The organism is Turicibacter sp. St.80E1 (genome assembly GCF_059728495.1).
This window is the reverse complement of the sequence record NZ_AP039386.1, coordinates 934,264-951,897: the sequence shown is the minus strand read 5'-3', so window position 1 is coordinate 951,897 and position 17,634 is coordinate 934,264. Positions and strand designations below refer to the sequence as shown.

At 36.1% G+C, this 17,634-nt stretch carries 19 protein-coding genes; all 19 read right to left on the bottom strand.

Annotated elements, in window-relative coordinates; genetic code table 11:
* Positions 1 to 813 (bottom strand): phosphatidate cytidylyltransferase, encoded by an 813-nt coding sequence (locus tag AC6I0I_RS04725; RefSeq protein WP_161832181.1) that lies wholly within the window; start codon positions 811 to 813, stop codon positions 1 to 3.
* A gap of 15 nt (positions 814 to 828) precedes the next feature.
* Entirely contained in the window at positions 829 to 1,593 is a 765-nt protein-coding gene (gene uppS / locus AC6I0I_RS04720; protein WP_161832182.1) for an undecaprenyl pyrophosphate synthase, read from the bottom strand.
* 414 nt (positions 1,594 to 2,007) lie between these two features.
* Complete coding sequence (locus tag AC6I0I_RS04715) at positions 2,008 to 2,190, bottom strand: hypothetical protein (RefSeq protein WP_161832183.1); 183 nt, start codon at positions 2,188 to 2,190, stop codon at positions 2,008 to 2,010.
* A gap of 92 nt (positions 2,191 to 2,282) precedes the next feature.
* Positions 2,283 to 2,738, bottom strand: coding sequence for a GNAT family N-acetyltransferase (locus AC6I0I_RS04710; RefSeq protein WP_161832184.1), 456 nt, complete (start codon positions 2,736 to 2,738; stop codon positions 2,283 to 2,285).
* A 139-nt stretch (positions 2,739 to 2,877) separates the two neighbouring features.
* A complete protein-coding gene (gene frr, locus AC6I0I_RS04705) occupies positions 2,878 to 3,435 on the bottom strand; it encodes a ribosome recycling factor (protein ID WP_161832185.1) in 558 nt (185 codons plus the stop codon).
* Positions 3,436 to 3,437: 2 nt separating this feature from the next.
* Entirely contained in the window at positions 3,438 to 4,154 is a 717-nt protein-coding gene (gene pyrH, locus AC6I0I_RS04700; RefSeq protein ID WP_161832186.1) for a UMP kinase, read from the bottom strand.
* A 77-nt stretch (positions 4,155 to 4,231) separates the two neighbouring features.
* Positions 4,232 to 5,104: a translation elongation factor Ts gene (gene tsf, locus AC6I0I_RS04695; RefSeq protein ID WP_161832187.1), complete on the bottom strand. Its 873-nt coding sequence runs from the start codon at positions 5,102 to 5,104 to the stop codon at positions 4,232 to 4,234.
* A gap of 252 nt (positions 5,105 to 5,356) precedes the next feature.
* Positions 5,357 to 6,094 carry a 30S ribosomal protein S2 gene (gene rpsB / locus AC6I0I_RS04690; protein WP_161832188.1) on the bottom strand — a complete coding sequence of 246 codons (738 nt, stop codon included), beginning with the start codon at positions 6,092 to 6,094 and terminating at the stop codon, positions 5,357 to 5,359.
* Positions 6,095 to 6,584: 490 nt separating this feature from the next.
* Positions 6,585 to 6,977, bottom strand: a complete 393-nt coding sequence (locus AC6I0I_RS04685; protein ID WP_161832189.1) for a hypothetical protein — start codon at positions 6,975 to 6,977, stop codon at positions 6,585 to 6,587.
* Positions 6,978 to 7,229: 252 nt separating this feature from the next.
* Positions 7,230 to 8,165: an SPFH domain-containing protein gene (locus tag AC6I0I_RS04680; protein ID WP_202618766.1), complete on the bottom strand. Its 936-nt coding sequence runs from the start codon at positions 8,163 to 8,165 to the stop codon at positions 7,230 to 7,232.
* Between the two features lie 10 nt (positions 8,166 to 8,175).
* Positions 8,176 to 8,625, bottom strand: a complete 450-nt coding sequence (locus AC6I0I_RS04675; RefSeq protein ID WP_161832191.1) for an NfeD family protein — start codon at positions 8,623 to 8,625, stop codon at positions 8,176 to 8,178.
* 75 nt (positions 8,626 to 8,700) lie between these two features.
* Positions 8,701 to 9,606: a tyrosine recombinase XerC gene (gene xerC / locus AC6I0I_RS04670; protein WP_262953688.1), complete on the bottom strand. Its 906-nt coding sequence runs from the start codon at positions 9,604 to 9,606 to the stop codon at positions 8,701 to 8,703.
* Between the two features lie 60 nt (positions 9,607 to 9,666).
* The gene (gene trmFO, locus AC6I0I_RS04665) at positions 9,667 to 10,965 is read right to left on the bottom strand and encodes a methylenetetrahydrofolate--tRNA-(uracil(54)-C(5))-methyltransferase (FADH(2)-oxidizing) TrmFO (protein WP_262953689.1); all 1,299 of its coding nucleotides are present in this window, start codon (positions 10,963 to 10,965) and stop codon (positions 9,667 to 9,669) included.
* 172 nt (positions 10,966 to 11,137) lie between these two features.
* Positions 11,138 to 13,201, bottom strand: coding sequence for a type I DNA topoisomerase (gene topA, locus AC6I0I_RS04660; protein WP_161832194.1), 2,064 nt, complete (start codon positions 13,199 to 13,201; stop codon positions 11,138 to 11,140).
* Positions 13,202 to 13,544: 343 nt separating this feature from the next.
* Entirely contained in the window at positions 13,545 to 14,330 is a 786-nt protein-coding gene (locus tag AC6I0I_RS04655; protein ID WP_161832195.1) for a DNA-processing protein DprA, read from the bottom strand.
* 62 nt (positions 14,331 to 14,392) lie between these two features.
* A complete protein-coding gene (rnhB, locus tag AC6I0I_RS04650; protein ID WP_161832196.1) occupies positions 14,393 to 15,178 on the bottom strand; it encodes a ribonuclease HII in 786 nt (261 codons plus the stop codon).
* Between the two features lie 249 nt (positions 15,179 to 15,427).
* Positions 15,428 to 16,291, bottom strand: coding sequence for a ribosome biogenesis GTPase YlqF (ylqF, locus tag AC6I0I_RS04645; RefSeq protein WP_161832197.1), 864 nt, complete (start codon positions 16,289 to 16,291; stop codon positions 15,428 to 15,430).
* A 71-nt stretch (positions 16,292 to 16,362) separates the two neighbouring features.
* Positions 16,363 to 16,902, bottom strand: a complete 540-nt coding sequence (gene lepB, locus AC6I0I_RS04640; RefSeq protein ID WP_161832198.1) for a signal peptidase I — start codon at positions 16,900 to 16,902, stop codon at positions 16,363 to 16,365.
* 49 nt (positions 16,903 to 16,951) lie between these two features.
* Entirely contained in the window at positions 16,952 to 17,506 is a 555-nt protein-coding gene (lepB, locus tag AC6I0I_RS04635) for a signal peptidase I (protein WP_161832199.1), read from the bottom strand.
* Positions 17,507 to 17,634 lie beyond the last annotated feature (128 nt).

The window sequence follows — 17,634 nt, the reverse complement described above, 5'->3', positions numbered from 1 at the left end:
TTACATCACCACGTTCAATCCATTAATTAAAATATATAATGCCAATGACGCATATAGATGGCTATCAAATCGATCCAATACTCCTCCATGGCCTGGAAAGAGATTTCCAAAATCCTTAATACCGAATTCTCTTTTCATCGATGATGCGACTAAATCTCCTAATTGCCCCACAACGGCAACAACTAAGCTTATCATTATTAGAATGCCAATATGAGTTGAAATCCCCGTCAAACTTCCAAATAGGGTTCCACCAATCACCCCCAATAGCGTTCCACCAAATGACCCTTCAATCGTTTTATTGGGACTCACACGAGGAGCCAACTTATGTTTTCCAAATTTTTTCCCACAAAAATAGGCTCCTGAATCCGTTATAGCTACTATTAAAATCATAAATAAAAGAAGATTTAATCCTAAAAAGCGGATAAATAAAAGTGCATGAAATGTTAAGCCCACGTAAAAAATGGTTAAGAGATAATAAGATGCATCTTTTAAACTAAAATCTTTACGAATCATTGAAACAAGTAATAGAACAAATAAAAAGATAGCCGGAATCTCTAACCCAAAAGAGGTAACTGCATGATAGTTTAATTGATTAAAATCAAATGAATAAAAAACAATAACCAATGTTGCAATTATAGTGAACAGTTTAATTTCAATCGGCGTCTTAGTCGTTATATCCTTCATTGAAATCATTTCACGTACAGCTACTAACGATAATCCCCCCCCTAAAATAAGAACAGGATAATTCCCATAAACAACAATAGGAACACCGATTAAAACCATGATAATAGCTGTAATAATTCGTTGTTTCATGAATAAATCTCTCCTTTACTTTTTCTCACTTAATCCACCAAAGCGTCGTTGACGACTTTGATAATCAAAAAGTGCCTCATATAACTGTTGCTCTTTAAAATCAGGCCAGGCAATTGACGTAAAATATAACTCAGCATAAGCTAATTGCCATAGTAAATAATTACTAATTCTTAATTCCCCGCTCGTTCTAATCATGAGATCAAGCGGTGGTAAATCATAGGTCATGAGATAGCGATCAATAAGATCCTCACTTATCTCTTCTACTTTTAATTGATGATCTAGAACATCTGTCGCAATCTGCTGAACTGCCTGTTTAATCTCATCCCTTGAACCATAATTTAGTGCAATCGTTAATGTCATCTTCTTATTATTTTGTGTCATTTCCGTAATTTCTAACACTTTTTTCTGTAAATCTTTAGGCAAATCCTCTACATTCCCAATAACCTTTAATCTAATATCATTCTCTATTAATTCTGGCGCAAAATCATTAAAGAATTTAATGGGTAATTTCATTAAAAATTTAACTTCCTCTTCCGGTCGTTTCCAATTCTCCGTTGAAAAGGCATAGACAGTTAACGCCTTAACCCCAATATTTGCACATATTTTTGTAATCTCACGTACATTCATCGCACCCTCTTGATGACCTGCCGTTCGCGGGAGACCACGCTTTTTAGCCCATCTTCCATTCCCATCTAAAATAATCGCAATATGTTGTGGCAAAGGTGCATTTAAAATGCGATTTTTATCTAACTGTGCCTTTTTTTTCTTTTTAAAGAACATTAAAGAAACCGCCTTTCATATATATAACCTATCTTATATATTTTAATACACTTACTTTCTTTTTTCTACCAACATTCCGTAATTATACAAATAAACTTTAACTCTGTCATAAATAAATACCTGCCTTGAAATTTTTTCATAAAAAAAAGCTACTAAAAAATTAGTAGCTTAATTTATATAAAGCCATCTTATGGTGCCACATATATTTAATGACATTCCAGAAAAATCACTCACTGCAGGCTAATGCTTAAGGGCATGTTGCCGAATTTTTTTCTTTATTCTTCGAATTTCTTCCTTCGTCAAGGGTTGAAGCTCACACCCCATCTCGAGAGTGGAATTTCCTTTCTGTTTATTAAAAGATAACTTAATAAACTTACTATCCTTTCCTTTCATTCGAATTTACCTGCAAAATAATTAGTTACTTCTTTTGAAATATCCATAACGTTGTGCGTTTGTTTTCACCCGAGTTTCTACACTTTGGGCCGCACGTTTTTCGTCGCCAACAAATTCAGCACCAAATTCCGTTTGCATTTTAGAAACATCAGGGATTAATGCATTACGAGCTGACTTTTTAAATTTTTTTTCTTCAACCGTCATGTTGCCGCCTCCTCATAACACCATGTGATGACAATACTATTTTGCATTTTTTGTCGAATAATATACTTGGATGTTGAGTGTTTTTTTTTATTTTAATTTGAAATATCCCATTCATAAATATTAATTTCTCTTACACCAAACATATACATTTCTAAATAAATAGGAATATAATAGGTACCCATCCATCGTGCATTTAGTCGTTGACAAGTTCTATTCGATGGAATATTACTCGGTAAACAACTAATGTACAAGTAATTCATCCCATGTGCCTTAGCCACACGTTTAATAAGCTCACACGCTTTTTGTGCATAATGATTTCCACGATACGGAGGATATATTTCATATCCAACGTTTCCCCCATAAAATGTATTCTCATTATAACCAATACGAATATCAATTTTCCCTATTTCATAAGGGCTTAAATGTTTTTTAATTTGAAAATAGTACGTTGGCGCCTTAAACTTCTCTAAATGAGCAGGAACCTTTCTTTCAATAATTAAATCAATTTCTCCGTCTGTTAAATACCCCACATCCTTGAATCTAATCATTATCCCAACACCCCCCTGAATCTTGTTACATTATTCTTTATAATCATACGTCTTTCATTAGAAAAAAATGAAAAAAAGACAATAAAGATTATCTTTTTGGGGATAAAAAAAGCTACCCAACTTGGGTAGCTTTTTTATGCTAGATAGACATAATATCTTTTTCTTTTTCGTCAGCGACTGCGTCAACTTCTTTGATTTTTTTATCAGTTAATTTTTGAACATCTTCAGTATAACCTTTTAAAGCATCTTCAGTAATTTCACCATTTTTTTGTAATTTTTTAAATTCATCATTGGCATCACGACGAACATTTCGGATTGCAACTTTTGCATCTTCTGCGAATCCTTTAACTTTTTTCGCTAACTCACGACGACGTTCTTCAGTTAAAGCTGGAACATTTAAGCGAATAACTTCACCATCATTATTTGGTGTTAATCCAATGTTTGCTTCATTAATTGAACGTTCAATCGCTGATAACATTGATTTATCATATGGTTTAATTACAAGTTGACGTGCTTCCGGAACTGTAATTTGTGCCATTTGATTAATTGGTGTTGGCATTCCATAATAATCTACTTGAATATTATCTAATAATGCTGCACTTGCGCGTCCAGTACGTAATACTGAAAACTCACGTTTTAAAGAATCAATTGCTTTACTCATTCGAGTATCTGCGTTTGTTAATACACTTTTAGGCATAATTATCTCCCTTTCACGATTGTTCCGATTTTTTCTCCGGCTACAGCCTTTTTAATATTACCAGACTCATTCATATTAAAAACTAATAATTCAATATCATTATCCATACATAAAGAAGCCGCTGTAGAATCCATTACCTGTAACCCTTGATTTAAAACTTCTAGATATGATAACTCATCATATTTAGTTGCTTCTTTATTATAACGTGGATCATCATTATATACACCATCTACGCCATTCTTTGCCATTAAAATTGCATCTGCATTAATTTCTGCTGCGCGTAAAGCAGCTGTCGTGTCTGTTGAAAAATATGGATTTCCAGTTCCACCACCAAAAATAACGATACGTCCCTTTTCTAAATGGCGGATAGCACGACGACGAATATAAGGCTCTGCAATTTGATTCATATGAATAGAAGTTTGCGTACGTGTTTGAATCCCACATCCTTCTAACGCGTTTTGCAACGCCAGTGCATTCATTACGGTTGCTAACATTCCCATATAGTCAGCACTAGATCGTTCCATTCCCATTTCGCTGGCAGTTTTCCCACGCCAAATATTACCTCCACCGACGATAATTGCAATTTCTACACCTATTTCATATGCACTTTTAATTTGTAGTGCAATCTGTTGCACGGTCTCAGCATCAATACCAAACCCTTTTCCTCCTGCTAAAGCTTCACCGCTTAGCTTTAAAACAACGCGCTTGTAAGCCGCCATCAGGACACCCACTTTCCATAACCTTTTAAATTCGAAACAAGGGACACAGAAATGTGCCCCCTAAATATAAATGGTAATTATGCGCGAACTTGGCTCATTACTTCTTCAGCGAAGTTTGCAACAACTTTCTCAATTCCTTCTCCAACTTCTAATCGGATAAATAATTTGATTGTTGATCCATTATTCTTAGCATATTTAGCAACAGTAACATCTCCATCTTTAACAAATGGTTGTTCTAACATACATACATCTGCTAAGAATTTACGGATACGACCTTCTACCATTTTTTCAACGATATTAGCTGGTTTTCCTTCATTTAATGCTTCTTGAGTTAAGATTTCACGTTCTTTAGCTACAACTTCAGCAGGAACTTGATCAACAGTTAAATATTGTGGGTTAATAGCTGCTGCATGCATAGCTGCGTCCTTAGCAACTTCTTCTTTTCCTTCAACAACTGTTAATGCTGCAATACGTCCTCCCATGTGTAAGTAAGAACCAAAGAATTCGTTATCTGCTTTTTCAACAACTGTTAAACGACGTAACGTAATTTTTTCTCCGATTGTTGATGTTGCTTCGATTAACATTGCATCTACTGTTGTTCCATCAACTTCAATTGCTAATGCTTCTTCAACATTTGCTGGTTTGTTAGCTACTAAGATTTTTCCTAATTTATCTAATAATGATAAGAATTGTTCATTCTTAGCAACGAAGTCTGTTTCTGAGTTTAACTCAAAAATAACTGCTGTATTACCATCGATTGCTACTGAGCATAATCCTTCAGCCGCTACACGATCTGATTTTTTAGCTGCTTTTGCGATTCCACGTTCACGTAACCAATCGATTGCAGCTGACATATCTCCATTTGTTTCTACTAATGCTTTTTTACAGTCCATCATTCCTGCACTAGTTTTTTCACGTAATTCTTTAACCATAGCCGCTGTAATTGCCATTATGATTCCTCCTAAGATTTTAATAAAAGTTTAACACCACTTATCGTTGTATCTTTTTGATAATAACAAAAAAACACAAATATTGCAAGCTATTACAATCTTCTTTTTAAAATGAATTCATCTTAAATCATTCATCTATATTCTAGAAGATTTATCTTATATTTATTCATTAAATATAAAACAACTTATTTATTACACATTTTCAAAAAAAATACCTTTAACTCTAATGAGAAAAAGGTATTCATTATCAAATTACTCAGCTACTACTGCTTCTTCAACTACTTCTTCAGTAGCTACTTCTTCAGCAGATCCTTGATTTACTTCAATGATTGCATCAACCATTTTACCAACAATTAAACGTACCGCACGGATAGCGTCATCGTTAGCTGGAATTACATAATCAACATCTTCAGGATCACAGTTTGTATCAACAATACCGAATACTGGAATGTTTAATTTACGTGCTTCTGCAATTGCAATACGCTCTTTACGAGGATCAATTACGAAGATTGCGCTTGGTAATTCTTTCATATCACGGATTCCGCCTAAGAATTTATTTAAACGATCCATTTCTTTGCGTAATGTGATAACTTCTTTTTTAGGTAATACATCAAATGTACCATCTTGCTCCATTGTTTCTAATTCTTCTAAACGAGCAATACGAGCTTGGATAGTTTTAAAGTTTGTTAAAGTTCCACCTAACCAACGTTGGTTAACCCAGAATTGTCCTCCACGGATTGCTTCATCTTTAACAGCTTCTTGAGCTTGTTTTTTAGTTCCTACGAATAAAACACGTCCACCATCTTTTGCGACTTCTTGTAAAGCGTAATAAGCTTCATCTAATTTTTTAGCTGTTTTTTGTAAGTCGATGATGTAAATTCCATTACGATCAGTGTAGATGTATTTTTTCATTTTTGGGTTCCAACGACGTGTTTGGTGTCCGAAGTGTACCCCTGCTTCTAACAATTGCTTCATTGAGATAATAGCCATTGTAAGTTCCTCCTAAGTTCGAATTTGTTCGGCCGCCACATCTTTCAACACAAATTGCCACTATCATAAATAGCACTAGACAATTCGCTCCAGATGTGTGTGTATTTTTATGCCGTTTATAAATTTATCATACTTCGTCTTTTTTTTCAACTATCTTTCAAATTTTTTTATTTCTAAAATAAAATTTCAAGCAAATCCCTCATCATTAAAAACCTTGAGCGAGTTAATGACAGTCTTTCCTTTTCTACTACAATAAAAGCTATTCGTCAGGGGTTAGATGCTTCCTCTTAGATATGAATCAAATAATTTATCACGTTTTACTACCATCTATCCGTCTAAAACCTTATAAACTGCACCAAAAGTATATCCCCTAAAAGCGTCCTGCACCATATGATTACCCTTTTTCGAATTTTAAATAGACAGAAACCTTCATTTACTATAATTAGAAAAAAACTTTCCTTATCAGAAAGTTTTCGGTTCATCCATTTCTTTATTTATAATATTCTAAGTCTGCGTTATCAGCCACACAAATAATTGTTTGTAGTAAAAACGGTGGAAAATTCAATTGACTCGTTTTTATTGTACGAGGTTCACCCACAACCTTCGCACATCGAATACCATCTTGCGTTAAAACAAGCACATATTGCCCCCTATTTATATCCGTTTGCATTACCGCATATGTATAAAAACCACTATATCCTTTAAATTGAACTTCGATTACAGTGACCCATTCATCTACTAATTTTTCCCCCAACACTATCTGTCCATCCCTATCTTCGCAAATTTGCGACTGTTCAGAGTTTGGTATTAATAAGTAAATCAATATCCCTAATCCAATTAAAAAGATGATAATAATGCCACTCACTAGTAAAATTGCTTGCACAATATATCACCCCGTAAATTAATGTCTCTCTTTCGTTCTAAATAAATTTTATCGAATATTGCTAGCAAAATCAACCACTTATATCTTTTTTTCGTTATTTTATGACATTATTTTTGTAGTACTCTCCTTATATCTCAATAACTAATTATAATATCCCCACTTCCGACCTTTTTATACTTTTTAATGAAAAAAGCATCCCATAGATTAAACCTTCTATCTAACCTATGAGATGCCTATTATGATTTAAATTGGTTATTCTTTAATTGTCTTTGACGTTTCCGTTAACGATGCAATCAACCCACTAACATTTTGAATTTCAGATGGAATAATTAACTTCGTTGCCTGTCCTTCAGCTACCTGCGCCAATGCCTCAAATGATTTTAACGTTAATACTTCCGTAGTTGGTTGTGCCTCATTAAGCATCTTTAACCCTGCTGACGTTGCCTCTTGAACTTTTAAAATAGCTTCCGCTTCCCCCTCTGCTTTACGAATAGCAGCTTCTTTTTCTGCTTCTGCCGCTAAAATCATCGCCTGCTTACGTGCCTCTGCTTCAAGGATTTGCGATTCTTTGAGCCCTTCTGCTTTTAAAATGGCTGATGTCTTTTCCCCTTCTGCCTGTAAAATTTTCTCTCGTCTCTCACGCTCAGCACGCATCTGTTTCTCCATAGCAGCCTGAATATCTTCCGGTGGAATAATATTTTTTACTTCTACCCGATTAATTTTGATTCCCCATGGATCCGTTGCTTCATCCAATACAGCACGCATACGTGAATTAATAATATCCCTTGAGGTCAATGTCTCGTCTAATTCCAATTCCCCAATAATATTACGCAATGTTGTTGCCGTAAGATTTTCAATAGCTGCAAATGGGTTACTAACTCCGTATGTAAATAATTTAGGATCCGTAATTTGAAAAAATACAACCGTATCAATCTGCATCGTAACATTATCTTTAGTAATGACTGGTTGTGGTTTAAAATCAATCACCTGTTCTTTTAATAATACTTTATTTGCAACACGGTCCATAATAGGAATCTTAACGTGTAAACCGACGTTCCATGTTGCTGCATAAGCCCCAAAACGTTCAATAACGTAGGCATTTGCCTGAGGTACAACTTTAATATTTGCCATAACTAAAATAATCATCACAATGATAATAGCCAATATAAAATAAAGCATAATTTTCATCTCCTTCCTTCTATTTAACGATGATCGTAACCCCTTCAATTCTTAAAACAGTCACAATAGCACCTTCGGCGTAAGTCTGTTTACTTTCAGACATAGAGCGCCAAAATTTCCCTTCCAGCTTCACCTCACCCGCTACATACGGAAGAATTTCTTTAGTAACAACGGCTTCTTTACCAATCAAGTCATCAAGATTCGTCTTTTCCTTTCCAACCTTCAACATACCAACCGCAAATTTTCTCGTTTTTACAATCAAGATTAAAGAGGTTGCAAGAAAAATAAAAATTTGAATCATAACCGAATCAATAAAAATAGAGGTAAGCATAGCGGCCAACGCTCCAATAGCAAACCAGATAGAAACTATCCCTAGCGTCATTGCCTCAATAATACCAAAAATAGTAGCAAGTAAAAACCATAACCACGGTAAAGGAATAGTTAAACCTACACTTAATAAACTAGCCATTTCCCCTCACTCCATTCTAACCACTACTCTTCCATTATAGCTAATCAACCGTCCATTTAGTACTCTTCCTCAATACTATTTTTCACTTTTTCTTGCTCTAGGATGTGCGACCGCATAAGCCTGTTTAAGGTGCTCCTTCGAAACGTGAGTATAAATTTGCGTACTTGATAAATGCTCATGTCCAAGTAATTCCTGCACAGCTCTTAAATTTGCACCATGATTCAGTAAATGCGTTGCAAATGTGTGCCGAATCATATGTGGGGCAACCTTAATATGCATGGCAGTATTCCGAGTTAACCTCTTTAAAATATCACGAACGCCTCTGTCAGTTAATGGAAACCCAAGGTGATTTAAAAATACAACATCTGTTTCAATATGTGACTTATTCAATAATTGGTTTCGTCCCACTTTTAGATAGCATTGCATCGATTCCACAGCAAAATCTCCAAGTGGAACATACCGGTCCTTTTTCCCCTTTCCGTGCACCAATAACATCCCTGTCTCAAAGTCAAACTGGCTTATAGTGAGATTACAGCATTCCGAAACCCGTATTCCGGTTGCATATAAGAGCTCTAACAATGCATAATTGCGGCTTCCTAGTACAGTTGATCGATCGATTCCTTCGAACAATGCTACCATTTCTTCCTCATATAAAAATTTAGGCAACACCTGTCCTCCCTTCGGTGCCTTAATAATTGAAAAGGCATTGGAAGAGACGACCCCTTCCTTCAGTAAAAAATAATAATAGGAACGCAAAGACGATAACTTTCGACTTACCGTATGACGATTCAATTTTTGTAAGTAACATTCATTAAGATAACTCCTAACATCACCGTATTCCACATCAAAAGGGGGGATAGATTCCTTCTCGCAAAATAACGTCCATTCGACTAAGTCCTTTTGATAATTTGAAATTGTATGCATCGAGTACCTCTTCTCATACATCAGGTATTCCAAATATTTATGAATCAGCTCCTCCACTTTAACCCTCCTTTATGCCAAAGAAAACAGTACCTTCCGTACTGTTTTCTTTACCACCTTCTATAGTAACTCTTTACATTCCTTAATTTTTTCGATAGCACGTGCTGCATACATTGCTTTCTTTTCTTTTTTCTTCACACGACCCTCTAAATCTAAAAACAGCCCAAAATTAGCATTCATCGGTTGAAATCCATCACAAGAAGTATGCGTAATGTAGTAAGCCATTGATCCCATCGCCGTTTCCCTTGGGAATTCAATTAGCTCTTCACCCAACATATACTTCGCCATATTGATCCCTGCAATCATTCCCGATGCAGCCGATTCAACATAACCTTCCACTCCCGTTAATTGACCTGCAAAGAACAAATCATCACGTGTCTTAAATTGATAAGTCGGACGAAGTAGTACCGGAGAATTAATAAACGAATTTCGATGCATCACTCCATAACGGACAATTTCAGCATTTTCAAGTCCTGGGATCATTTGAACAATACGTTTTTGTTCCCCCCATTTTAAATGCGTTTGGAATCCAACTAAATTATAAAGCGTTCCCGCCGCATTATCCTGTCTTAATTGAACGACGGCATACGGTGTTTGTCCTGTCTTTGGATCTTCAAGGCCTACTGGTTTCATTGGACCAAATAAAACTGTTTGTCGGCCACGTTTTGCCATTACCTCAATTGGCATACATCCTTCAAAGAAAACTTCTTTTTCAAATTCCTTAACCGGAACCACTTCTGCATTAACTAAAGCCTCATGCCAAGCATTAAACTCCTCTTCAGACATCGGACAATTTAAGTAGGCAGCCTCACCTTTATCATAACGAGACTTTAAATAAACTTTATCAAAGTTAATAGAATCCTTTTCAATAATAGGCGCTGCGGCATCATAGAAATAAAACGAATGATGTCCTGTCATTTCACGAATATATGCGCTTAAAGCATCACTTGTTAACGGACCTGTCGCCACAATCGTCGGCCCATCGGGGATTTCCGTTAACTCTTCTCGAATAACTTCCACATTAGGGTGTTGACTTAAATAATCTGTAATTTGTCCTGAAAAGCCTTCACGATCGACGGCAAGGGCTCCTCCTGCAGGTACAGCATTAGCATCTGCTGCCTTCATAATAAGTGAATCTAAAATTCGCATCTCTTCCTTTAAAACACCGACCGCATTAGCTAAACCGTCTGCACGCAATGAATTTGAACATACTAATTCTGCAAAATTTTGCGTATGATGAGCTGGCGTATTTTTTACTGGACGCATTTCATATAGCTTAACTTGAATTCCACGTTTAGCAAGCTGGTAAGCTGCCTCCGAACCTGCTAAACCTGCTCCAATGACATTTACATATTTCATTTATACTAGCCTCCTACAAGTTGCGACTGAATATTTCATTACAACTGAAAATTATATCATAAATTCAATCAACTGCTAAGCCCCTTTCGGTGCCCGACTCCTTCACCGACTATCGGTTCATACTTTATAAAATACCCTTGAAAACCCCACCTTTTAAAAGGTGGGGTTGAGATTAATCCTCTTTATAATCACATTCCTTATTTGAACACTGAACCTCATTTTTCTTTCCTTTGACCACAAGTAGTTGCCCACACTTCGGACATTTTTTATCAATCGGCTTATTCCAAAGTGCATAATCGCACGCTGGATATTTATCACATCCATAAAAAACTTTTCCACGACGTGTTTTCTTTTCAACGATCTCTCCCGTTTCACACTTAGGACACTTCACTCCAGTTGAAACAGGGGCCGCTTCCTCTTTCGCTTCTTTTTTTATATATTTACACGTCGGATATCCGCTACAAGCGACAAATTCACCGTAACGCCCACGACGAATAACGAGCGGGCTTCCGCATTCTGGACACTCTTCCCCTATTTCAACAGGGGCAATTTTCTCCATATTTTTCTGTGCCTCTTCAAGCATTGGCATAAAATGATCGTAAAACATTTTCAACTCATCATACCATACTTTTTGACCTTTAGAGATTTCATCGAGGTTATTTTCCATTGCGGCCGTATACTCGACGTTGATAAACTCTGAAAAAAACTCGGCTAACTTGTCACTTGTTAAAATACCTTGATCAGTAGGTTTAAATTTTTTATCCTCTAGCATGACATACCCACGATTTTTCAAGGTTTCCATCGTTTGCGCATATGTAGATGGACGGCCAATTCCTAACTCTTCCATTTCTTTAATCAATTTTGCCTCACTATAACGTGCTGGCGGTTGAGTAAAATGTTGCTGTGGTTCGATGTCTACGAGGGCTAATGTATCCCCTACATTTAGACGCGGTAAAGCTGCATTTTTCGTTTCCTCATAACTATAAACACGTAAATACCCATCAAAAACTAAGACCTGACCATTAACACGAAATAAATAATCATTCGAGCGAACCTCAATTGTTGTTGCTTCTACGGTAGCACTTTTCATCAAACTCGCAACCGCACGCTCCCAAATTAATTTATATAAACGCAATTCATCGCGTTTTAAATACGGCTTCATCTCTTCAGGTGTTCGGGAAACAGATGAAGGACGGATTGCCTCATGGGCCTCCTGTGCATTTTTCACTTTTTTTGTACTCGTTGCTGTTGTTTTAACGTAGTTCGTTCCATAATTTTTTTTAATAAATGATTTTGTTGCATCGATGAAGTTATCAGCTAATCTCGTAGAATCCGTTCGCATATAGGTAATTAATCCGACTGTTTCTGAACCTATATTAATCCCTTCATATAACTTCTGAGCAATCGTCATCGTTTTCTTCGCGTTATATCCAAGCTTACTTGCCGCTTCCTGTTGAAGCGTTGAAGTAATAAATGGAAGTTTGGGTTGTTTTAATTTATTCTTTTTTTCCACCTTTTCTACAACATAAGGGTCTGAAAGCTCCGCCAAAATAGCCTTAACTTCATCCTCGTTCGCAATTGAAATCTTTTTATTTGCTTTTTTCATAAGTTCAGCTTCAATTTTGGCACTTTGTCGTTCAAACATCGCATGAATCGACCAATACTCTTCACTTTTAAACTTTTGAATCTCTTTTTCACGTTCAACAATAAGTTTTAGAGCCACCGATTGAACACGACCTGCACTTTTACTCTTAATCTTACTTTGTAACAATTTACTTAACTTAAAACCAATAATACGATCAAGTATACGTCGGCTCTCTTGGGAACGAACTAAATCCATATCAATCGCTCTCGGATGTTTAAAAGCCTCTAAAATAGCGTCTTTTGTAATCTCATTAAAGACGACACGTCGCTTTAAATCAACATCCAGTCCAAGAACATCTGCCAAATGCCAACTAATCGCCTCCCCTTCACGGTCGGGGTCGGTAGCTAGATAAACGGCATCTGAATTTTTAGCAGCCTGTTTTAATTCTTTTATAATTTTGGATTTTCCAGTCACATTTTTATAATTTGGCTTAAAATGATCCTCAACATCCACTCCTAAACCACCCGGTCCAGTCGTTGCTAAATCACGAATATGTCCGACGCTCGATAAAACCGTATAGTCCGATCCTAAATAATTTTCAATCGTTTTGGCTTTAGCAGGCGACTCTACTATTACTAAATTTTTCCCCATACCTATCACCTTTTCTATCTCAATAACTAACCCAGCTATTCTTTAACTGAGCGCTTTCTCATCTATTATTCGACTCTATTTATAAACTATTCACTAGTTATTAACAATAAACAGTCAAAATAAAACACAAAAAATATTACTGCTTTCCTCTCCTCTTGTCAATCATTTCATTAGAAATTTCATAGAAAGAATCCATTCTTTTTCATTTTTTTACTCTTTTTTCTTTTCTATTCAACACAGCGTTTAATAATTTCCAGAATTATCATATTGTTAGCACAGTCATTCTACAATTTTTTGCACTTAGGCCGATGACCCCTCACTTTTAAATCACCAAGTACAACTTCTACATATGGTTTAACCAAGAAAAAATTTCACTGCAATTTAAAAAACAATGTGCGCCATAGCGAATTAACTCTAAACATCCCCTTGATGAATGAACATTGTACGAAGCGGGCAACGCATAAACAACCTTTCCAACATCAATTTGGCCTTTTAATGAATTTAATCGATAATCGCCTTTCGTCATTTCTATAACAATTAAAACATCACTTAAAGCTTGTAACAAGTGATGCGCTCTATTAAATCGTTGAGCAGACGGGGAAACACCTGGGGGATACTCTGTTAATACCAAGTGCCCCTTTATTAATTGATAATATAAATCGTAGTTTTCTCGAGGGTAAATAACCCAAAAACCAGAGGGCAAAATAGCAATCGTTTTCCCCTCTTTAGTAGCTATTGAATGCGCAACTGTTTCAATCCCGAGTTGTAAATTTCCTACAAGAGTAATTCCCTTATCTAGAAGTTGAAAGCCTAGTTTACGTGCCTCACCTATCCCTGTTTGAGAAGGTCTTTGATTTCCAATTAAAGCAACCCTTTTTCCCTCTAACAAGTTTGGATTCCCCTTGTAATAAAGAACAAATGGAGGAGCCGGCATCTCTTTATAACACTCTGGGTATTCCGGATCTAAGATTGTTAAAACTGATATATTTTTTATCTGCTTTAAACACTCCTTCACCTGATTTTCAGTTATTTGCGTTAACATTTTATCTTGTATCAAAAAATCATACATTTCCTTCCAATTACCTTTTTTTAAAATACTAAGTGTAATTAACTTTTCACGTATATTCATGTTTATCACCCAATATACTATACGAAGAAGGCAATCCCTTTCCTTTTCTAAACAAAAAAAGATTACATTTTCGTAATCTTTTTTTGTTTAGAGCGTATAGGTTCAAACGATTTACGGTGCTCCGCTACGATTCCATAATCCTCTATCGCTTGTAAATGTTCCTTCGTTCCATATCCTACATGGCGTTCAAACCCGTAATTCGGATATTTTTCCCCTAAGTCCTTCATATAGGCATCCCGCGTTACCTTTGCTACGATACTAGCCGCGGCAATTGAAACACTCTTTGCATCGCCCTTTATAATTGAGGTTTGCGCAATGTTCACCCGAGGCAATTGAATGGCATCCAGTAACAGGTGTTGTGGTTGCTGTTGCAAATGATTAATCGCCCGTTCCATCGCTAGCTTCGTTGCTTCATAAATATTCAGACGATCTATTTCTTCACTGGTACAGATTCCTACCCCTATTCCAATCGCATGTTTTTGTATCTCCTCGTAAAAATATTGACGCTTTGCCTCTGATAATTTTTTTGAATCATCAATTCCGAACAACCAACAATCAGTTGGTAAAATAACGGCCGCCGCCACAACAGGTCCTGCTAATGGCCCTCGTCCTACCTCATCAACACCAGCTATCAAATCAATACCATTATAACGAAGCTCATTCTCATAGATAGACATTGTAATAAATTTTTGAAATTCATCGTACTCTCGTTGAACCTTTTTTTCATACTGTCTAACTAATCTCTGAACCCCTATACGGTTATCCTCTTTTAACTTCTCCAAAATAGAATCTTCAACGATATCTTGTTGTAAGAGATTTTTTATCTCACTTATTGTATAATTTTCCATCCGTTAGTCGCTCACCCTTCTAAATCACTAGAAATCATATCTTTAACCCATCGGATTTATATTATCAACTTTCCGATGCTCACTAAATGATGCTAAAATTCACCCTCCTATTTTAACATCATTCCTAAAAGGATTCTAGACTATTTTCCTCGTTTTTATAAAATCCCCCTAAAAGTAAACGATTGTTTCGGATCACCCCCTACGAAAAAGGCCTTAATTACTATCTAATAGTAAATTAAGGCCTCTCTACTAATCCTCTTTTTTAATATCTATCGGACGCTCAAAAGATAACCGCCCTAACTTTAATCCTCGAATTTCACGGAGTAAAATTTCATAAACTTTATCATAATCTACATAGCCACCCGATTGTAAGAATCCGCGTTTCCGACCGATTTCCTCCAAAACAGCAACCTTATCATCAAATTCTCCACTTAAATGATAGCGTTCAATCAATCGCTCCGGATAATTATTTATTAAATAGTCCAATGCATATAAAATAATATCATCTAGGTGCAAAATTGTATCTTTAATTGCCCCAGTTACTGCTAGATTATAACCTACTCGTTGATCTTCAAATTTTGGCCATAAAACACCCGGTGTATCAAGCAATTCTAATTCCTTTTCAACCTTGATCCACTGTTGCGCTTTCGTCACACCTGGGCGATCTCCCGTTTGGGCCGCTTTTCGTTTAGCTAAATTATTTGTTAACGTTGATTTACCTACGTTAGGAATTCCCAAGATCATCGCTCGAATAGGACGTGGGCGTAACCCTTTAGCCTTTTCTTTCTCAAATTTTTCTTTTAAAATCTCCTTTGAAGCTTCAACGATTTGTTTAATCGCATTTTGGTGAAGAGCATCAACGGTGATGACTGGTTGATTTTGCTGCTTAAAGTAGTTCACCCACTGTTGTGTAACGGTTGCATCTGCAATATCAGCTTTATTTAAAATAATCAATTTAGGCTTATGCTTTATGATTTCATTCATCATTGGATTACTCGATGAATAAGGAATACGAGCATCTAATAATTCATAAACAATATCTACTAATTTTAATTTTTCTTGTATTTGACGACGGGCCTTTGCCATATGTCCTGGAAACCATTGTACTGTCATCGTGTCACTCCCTAGGTTGTTTTTACTATTAGATTATCCTGATATGAACATTTCATTCCCACCCTAATAACTTAATTGTCTCTATGATCCATCCATTGCGCCCCAACTACATGACCTAATATTTGATTTTCATGGATAAGCCCAATTTGCCGACTATCCACGCTTAGCGGGCGATTATCACCAAGGACCAGATAGTACCCCGGTGGAATTTTTTCACAAGATTGAAATTGACATACTTCTTGTAGTGTAAAATCCCAAGTAAAGGTATCCCCTGACTTGATATCTTTATCAAGATATGGCTCCGGTACAACTATCCCATCCACATATAGTTGATCTTCTACCACTTCTATACTTTGGCCAGGAAGTCCAATTATTCGTTTAACATAGTACTGTCCCTCACTGACCTCAAAAACAATAACATCAAAGGCCTTCGGTTCATAGCCTAACTTCCATAGAATTGCTGAATCACCATCTTGTAAGGTTGGCAACATTGACGCACCATCTACCTTTACTGGCGTAAATATAAAATGTTGAATCAATATGACCATTACTAATGCAATTAAAAATGTTTTTCCCCAATAAAATCCAAACCGTAATACCCTAACTCTCATATTACTTTCCCCCTTAGTAAGTCCCCCTATTCTATCCTAATTTAATCAATTATTCAATCGGCCCAAAACTTGATAATGGCCACTGAATCCAAACCGCCTTTCCTAAAAGCTGATCCTTATGAACCAACCCAATATCCCGACTATCCCGACTATGTGGGCGATTATCACCAAGGACCAAATAATAATCTTCTGGAATAACAGAACACTCATCAAATTGGCAAATGTCTTCTAAAGTAAAATCCTCAGTAAAAGAACCGCTATACGCTACAACACTTTTCCCTCTTTGTAGATAATTTTCCATAACAGGTTGGTTATCTACATACAATTGATCGTCATAATAAGAAACCGTTTGTCCAGGTATTCCAATGACCCGCTTAACATAATAGACATTAGGAGAATATTCAAATACTACCACGTCAAATGGCTTAGGTTGATACCCTAATTTCCACAAAATAACAGAATCCTCATCGTGCAGGGTTGGATACATAGAAGGCCCATCCACCTTTACCGGTGTAAAAACATATTTATGAACAAGTGTTACTATAATAAAAATAATAACAAATGTTTTTACCCAATCAAAAACTTCTCGCAGTATTTTTTTCATTCCCTTCACTCCACCAATCTATTTTTCACCTAGATTTATCATATGCTATCATAGTCCAAACCAACGGTGCTTATACATTTTACTGTTAATTTTACCATAAAAATGAATTAATAACAAAAAAAAGATGC